The organism is Kitasatospora sp. NPDC032757 (assembly GCF_055579305.1).
In genome coordinates, this window is the sequence record NZ_JBVINN010000086.1 from 1 (window position 1) to 5,821 (window position 5,821).

5 protein-coding genes and 3 pseudogenes are annotated in these 5,821 nt (G+C 69.1%); 3 read left to right on the forward strand and 5 right to left on the reverse strand.

Annotated elements, in window-relative coordinates; genetic code table 11:
* Nucleotides 1–200: pseudogene (locus ACZ5WK_RS39970) on the forward strand (hypothetical protein); the annotation flags it as partial.
* A gap of 22 nt (nucleotides 201–222) precedes the next feature.
* On the opposite strand, the gene ACZ5WK_RS39975 reads toward ACZ5WK_RS39970, so the two are convergent.
* Nucleotides 223–663 (reverse strand): DUF4240 domain-containing protein, encoded by a 441-nt coding sequence (locus ACZ5WK_RS39975; protein ID WP_465555449.1) that lies wholly within the window; start codon nucleotides 661–663, stop codon nucleotides 223–225.
* Nucleotides 664–761: 98 nt separating this feature from the next.
* Complete coding sequence (locus ACZ5WK_RS39980; protein WP_465555451.1) at nucleotides 762–1,520, reverse strand: class I SAM-dependent methyltransferase; 759 nt, start codon at nucleotides 1,518–1,520, stop codon at nucleotides 762–764.
* Nucleotides 1,521–1,890: 370 nt separating this feature from the next.
* Between ACZ5WK_RS39980 and ACZ5WK_RS39985 the strand changes: the two genes are divergently transcribed.
* The gene (locus tag ACZ5WK_RS39985) at nucleotides 1,891–2,586 is read left to right on the forward strand and encodes an alpha/beta fold hydrolase (RefSeq protein WP_465555453.1); all 696 of its coding nucleotides are present in this window, start codon (nucleotides 1,891–1,893) and stop codon (nucleotides 2,584–2,586) included.
* A 195-nt stretch (nucleotides 2,587–2,781) separates the two neighbouring features.
* On the opposite strand, the gene ACZ5WK_RS39990 is transcribed toward ACZ5WK_RS39985, so the two are convergent.
* The 3 genes and pseudogenes from ACZ5WK_RS39990 to ACZ5WK_RS40000 form a co-directional block, all read right to left on the reverse strand.
* Nucleotides 2,782–4,242 carry a hypothetical protein gene (locus ACZ5WK_RS39990; protein WP_465555455.1) on the reverse strand — a complete coding sequence of 487 codons (1,461 nt, stop codon included), beginning with the start codon at nucleotides 4,240–4,242 and terminating at the stop codon, nucleotides 2,782–2,784.
* A gap of 191 nt (nucleotides 4,243–4,433) precedes the next feature.
* Complete coding sequence (locus ACZ5WK_RS39995; RefSeq protein WP_465555457.1) at nucleotides 4,434–5,135, reverse strand: hypothetical protein; 702 nt, start codon at nucleotides 5,133–5,135, stop codon at nucleotides 4,434–4,436.
* Nucleotides 5,136–5,269: 134 nt separating this feature from the next.
* Nucleotides 5,270–5,425 (reverse strand): annotated as a pseudogene (locus ACZ5WK_RS40000) (NF041680 family putative transposase); the annotation flags it as partial.
* 264 nt (nucleotides 5,426–5,689) lie between these two features.
* Here ACZ5WK_RS40000 and ACZ5WK_RS40005 point away from each other — a divergent pair.
* A pseudogene (locus ACZ5WK_RS40005) lies at nucleotides 5,690–5,821 on the forward strand (N-acetyltransferase); the annotation flags it as partial.

Consider the following 5,821-nt stretch of genomic DNA (forward strand, 5'->3'; position numbering starts at 1 on the left):
TCCGGCACAAGATCAACAGGCACCCGGACAGCCTGCCGACCAAGATCGCCAGGCGCAAGAGTGCAGTTCAACTCATTCTGAAACGATCAGTTAGTCCGGAAAGGGCATCCGGTCTTACCGAAATCCTTGCCCTCGAACTCCGACACCGTGGCCACCAGGTCGAGGTCGAGCACCTCCACGTCCACCTGCCCGCGTGCTGAAGAGCAACGGGCGGTGAATTGCTCAGTCCGCCCAGCCTTCCGTGTTGGAGTAGGACTCGTAGCTGTAGCGGGTGCTGCGGTCCCATTCACGGCCAGTCAGGCTCTGGTAGGCGGTGTCCGGGACGTACAGCAGCGGCTCGGCCCAGATGAAGTCGTCTGCGTACGGCAAGAACAGGGCCGGGTCGTTCAGCACCGCTTCGTATTCGTCGCGACCGGCGGCCACGACGGCGGCGCGAGTGTAGAGAAACGCGTCACCCGACACCCTGGCGCCGTACTCCTTGCGATCGAGCCGGTACAGGGCCCAGGAGAGCTGCTCGGCGAATCCCACGACTGCGGGCAGCGGACCGTTCATCAGCCTGGCCGCCAGAACGGCGGCGAGCTGTTCCGAATCCGGATCGGCCCCGGCGGGCCTGCACTTGTCGATGAGCTGCCAAAAGGAGTCTTCGTTTATGGCGGACAGCATGGACGACGACTGTGACAGTCCAGCTACCGGCACGACCTCTCCGTCCCCCCGACACCTGGAACGCCACCGCACTGGAGGCGAGTCGAATCACGCCGGGATCATGCTCTACCCGGCCGACACCCGTAGTCCGGAAAAGGACGTTGTGCCAAGAATACGAACTCACCTCCCGGCCGGTCGGGCGCATCGCGAACTTCCCCGATCACGAAGCCGTGCGCGACCAGGTCCCGCTCGACCTCCTCCCGGCCTCGGAAACGCAGGGTCGAGTCCGACGTCAGCACCTGTCCGTCTGCCGCGAACCCGTAGGTCCAGCGGAACGTCACCAGGGGCGGGCTCACCTCGAGCAGTTGGACCCAGCTCTCCACGGAGCCGACGCCTGGGATCTCCGTCACGCGGTAGGAGTTCTCGCGGGTCCACTCCTTCCAGGCGTGTCCGGCCGGATCGCGGGTCTCGAAGACCAGATGCCCGCCAGGCCGTAGTGCTTCGTAGGCTCCCCGTAGCGTCCCCTGCCACGCTTGCGGATCAACGATCGCCTGGGCAACGTTCGCTGTCATCGTCGCGAGGTCGACCTGCAGCGACGGGAGGCCTGTCGCATCGCCGTGGATCCAGCGCGCTCGCTCACTGCCCGGCTTGGCCCTGGCGACCTCGATGGACGCCAGTGCGGGATCCACCCCGACGACCTCGATCCCGCGGTCGGCCAGCAGAAGTGCGAACACCCCTGTGCCGCAGCCGATGTCCAGCACTCGGCGTGCCCCGAACTCCTCTGCGATCCGGAGGTATGCATCAAGATCGCTGCGGTCGGGGTCGAGCGGATCGTAGATCGCGGCGAGCCGCGGATACGCGAAGCAGTCGTCGGCCATGCGGGCGAACGTATGTGGAGCCGGGACGGGACAGCTACTGAGTTTCCCTGTGGCGGCGAATCCTGAGTGACTCGGTTCGTGTGGTGGTGCTGTGCGGGCGCTCTTCTCCGACAGCCTTGGGACGTGCTGTGAGAGTGGCCGGCGGCATCCGGACGTCCTGGTGGTCGACGAGGCCGCACCATGCCTCTTCGGGAGCGTCATGTCGTGCGCGTTGCACAGTCGTGGCCGCCGCACCTGCGCGCCCACCACGGCAAGGCAGATGCCCCGAGGCCGCGCGGCGTGCAGATTCGGGGGCTTTCCGTCGGTTGGGGAAGAGCGGGCCGAGGGTGCATAGTCGGCAGGGGCAGTCGAGGCCGATGTGGAGGTGGCGATGCGAGTCGTGTTCGTGCACGGGGCGTGCGTGCGGGACGGGTCGTGGTGGTGGCACCGCACCGCCGAGCTGCTGCAGGAGCGGGGGGTGTCGAGCGTGGCCCCGGCGCTGCCGAGCTGCGGCGAGGCGGGCCTGCCCGGCGGGGTCGCCGGCCCGGGGCTGCCCGAGGATGTTGCCGCCGTGCGGCAGGTGCTGCAGGCCGGCGACGAACCGACCGTCGTGGTCGCCCACAGCTACGGCGGGGTCGTCACCGCGGAGGCCGCTGCGGGAGTCGGGTCGGTGCGCCACCTGCTGCTGATCTCCAGCTACCTGCCCGAGGTCGGGCAGAGCCTGTCGGAGTTCGGGGACGGCAGCCCCGCCCCGTTCCTCGACGTCGACCCCGACGCCGGCACGTTCGGGGTCCGCCCCGAGCTGCTCGTGGACACGTTCTTGCAGGACTGCGACCCCGAGGTCCAGGCGCAGGCGGCGGACCACCTCGCCCGGCAGAGCGTGCAGGTGACCGTGCAGCCGGTCGGGGCGGCCGCATGGCAGCAGTTGCCCTCGACGTACCTCGTCTGCGCTCAGGACCGGGGCACCCCGCCGCGGCTGCAGCGCGAGTTCGCCCGCCGGGCCGGCAGCGTCGTCGAGCTCGACGCCGGCCACCACCCGTTCCTGTCCCAGCCTGCAGCGGTCCGGGATCTGCTGCTGAGCCTGTGACGGCAGCCGCGGACGAGCCGGGCCGGTGAACCGAGGGCCGGGAGGCCGTCGTGCGTGCCGCGGAAGACCTGCTGCCGACACCGGCGACCGGTCCGCCGTCGCCACCCGCCCCGTCCGCCGTCGTCACCCGCCCCGCGGCGGAGGCGGCGGAGGAGGCGGTGGAGAGCGCTGCGCGTCCTGGTGTGTGAACCCTTGCTACGACGAGTCAGCGCGCCCGGCGAACTCCTCGGAGGTGGACCGGCCAAGGGCAGCGATGGGCGACGGAGCCTGTCGCGCAGGACCACGGGACGTCGGTCGCGCACGCCGGACGAGTCGGTTCCACCAGGGCTCTTGGGGTGGGAGTTGCGGAGCTCCCGTCGTGATCGGGACGAACCGGCTCTCGATCGGGATGTCCCACTCGATCAGCGCGGCCGGGAACCAGGTGACCGGCTTGGTGTCACCGAGGGTGTTGGCCCAGGCGGCTACGCGTTCCGCGGCGTCCCGGGAGGGGAGCAGGCCGCGCTCGTCGGTGATCACGCCCAGGGAGCGAACGGCGTCCTGGTGCAGGTCGTTGCAGAGCCAGGTGTGCAGCAGGCCGTAGTCGTAGCCGAGCACCTCCCAACCGATCTCGCGCCCACCCTCAGCCAGCTGCGGGATGGGTGTGCGGTCGCCACGGCCGTCCTTTTCCCCGACCCGGCCGTCGAGGTGGGTGAGCAGCACCGGCTCGTACGTCGCGGCCGCGCGGATGTCCGCGACGAAACCGGCGGTGTGGTCGGCCGGTACCAGCATGGCGTACACATACGCTTCTTCGAGCCCTCGGAGGGGCGCGCACGCCTCCAGGGCCTCCCGGGCGGTGTCGAACCAGCAGCCGTCCTGCGGGAGCCGGTCGATCAGGCAGTCGGATGCCGTGGTCAGCCGCTCCGTGCCGGGTAGTGCCCCGGGGCCGGTCATCCGCTCGGGGACCGCCACGAAATAGCCGGCGAGCAGCGGCTCCGCGGTGCTCGGTGCGGGCACCGGCGCCGCGGCGGCCGAGACCCCGCCGCCCGGCGTGGCAGCGGCCGGCTGTCCGGTCGTACCGCTCCGGGGCCGCTCCAGCAGGGGCAGCGACTCGCCGGCGCGGCGCGGACGCCGCTCGGCGAGCCAGAAGAGGTAGCCGCGCAGGTACTCCTCCAGCCCGTGGTCGAGGTAGGCGGCGTAGTCGCGCAGGCCCTGGGCGGCGTCCCGGAAATGCACGCGGTACTCGCCGCGGACGCGCGACCAGCGGTCGGACACGCCGAAGGCCCACTCGCGCACCCGCCCGCGCTCCTGCCACCACTCGCGCACCGCGGGGACGCTCCAGTGCTCGTCACCGTCCATCGCGAAGCCGCCGTGGCCGAAGAAGCAGCCGCTCAGCAGGTCGAAGGTCTGGGAGGGGCCGACCGGCTGGCGGTACACGAACTCCATGCCGGCCAGCGGCCCGTGCTCGTCGTCGTAGGCGATGTGGAACGGCGCGTCGTGGCGGCCCATCTGCATGCTGTCGGTCTGGGCGCCATAGAACGGGCCCGGGACATTGCGCCAGTTCCGCTCCTCCCAGAGCCCGTCGAACTGGTCCGGGTACGGATGCTCGATGAGCAGCCGCCGGGCGGTGGGCAGCGGGTCCCAGTAGTCGCCGAGGCCGTCGTGATTCCCGTTGTCCACAGGTCGGGTCCATTTCGAGGTGCCGGTCGCAGGCTGCCAGTGATAGCAGAAGCCCAGTTCACCCGGTGCACAGCCCCCGGAGCTCGCCTCCGGATCGGCGGTACGGCCGCCGAGCCGTCCTGCGCTTCATCTCCTCTCGGGTGTGCCTGGGTGACACGCTCGGGCACCTCCTGGCGGTCCTCCGAGGGGAGTCAGGACGTGCCGGTGGCCGAGAGGGCGCCCACGGCGAACTTGTGCGTCTGTGCGGCGGCTTCGTCGATCGGTACGTGCTTGCCGTCCGGCGGGAAGAGGTCGACGACGCCGATCGCTCCGTAGTTCGCCCAGAAGCAGGTCGTCATGGGGAAGGTGTCGCTGACGTTCTGCTGACACTTGACCACCAACTCCTTGGTGGTGAAGGTCTTCGGCTGGCCGACCGGGTTCCGGCCGTAGCCCTTCTCCAGGTCCATGGTGTGGGAGAAGACCTCGTTCAGTGAGGCGGCGGGGTCCGTGACTTTCTCGTACAAGGTCGTTCGGGTGGTGAGGTTCGGCACGGTCGCCCGCATCCCGCCCTTGCTGAGGGTGATGCGCGTCGCGCCGAAGCAGGAGACCTTGCCCTCCCCGGAGTCCTGCTTCACCTGCGGCAGATCGTCGTCACCGGCGATCAGCATGTCCAGGTCGCTGCCGAAGTGGAAGCCTCCGTTGCCCTTGTCGCAGGTCATGCCGTCCAGTGCAGGCACGCCGATTGCCCTGTACCGTGCTCCGGTGTCGGCAGCGAGCTTTGCCGCCTTCGGCAGAGCGTCCTTCTTGTCGCCGCCGTCGGATCCGCAGCCTGTGGCGAGCACGCCGACAGCTATGGCGGCGGCCAGAATCCCCCGCTTGTTCTTCATTGCCGATCTCCCCTGGTCAGTGATCACCAAGGGATCCTACGGCCCGGGGGGACTCCCGGGATGTTCACTCCGTCTGCCGGCTCTACCACACCAGTCCCGACATCTGACCAGGTGTCAGCTTGATCTTTAACGTCGCGCGGCGAGATGGGCTTGGAGCGTGGGTTCGCGCGCCGGTGCTCTGCCGCCAACGACAGGTCCACCAGCGTCTTGACCGGCCCGTCCGTGCACAGCAGCGCGTCGGTGAGCTCGAAGAGCACATCTGCCCGCTTGTACAGGCTCGCGTAGCACTCGACCCGAAAGCGGGACAAGATGCCCAAAGCATCTCCCGCGGGCGCCTCGACAGGGAAACTCATCGGCAGCGGCCGTTCTCTGGTTCTTCGTGACTCGACATCTCGAAGCGTGGAGAACGGCCGCCTCTGCTGTCCCGGGAAGAACCGCAGATCAGCAGGTCGAGTGACCTGCGAGGTTAAACAACAAGGTCAGAAGCCGTTTCCATAACGGTCATGGAGTCTGTCGATCGAACGGGAGTCTCGATCGGGTGATCGCGGGCTTTGCCCCGCATGAGAGCAGAGCCTGGCGGTATGCGGGGAAAATCCAGGGGAGCGGATGGCCGCGCGGTGCTACGGTCGGGCGCCATGAGCTGGCTTCCCGATGACTTCGTCCACCCCGTCCTGGTACCGCTGCCGGGCGGTGGTCATCACCTGCGGCCGATC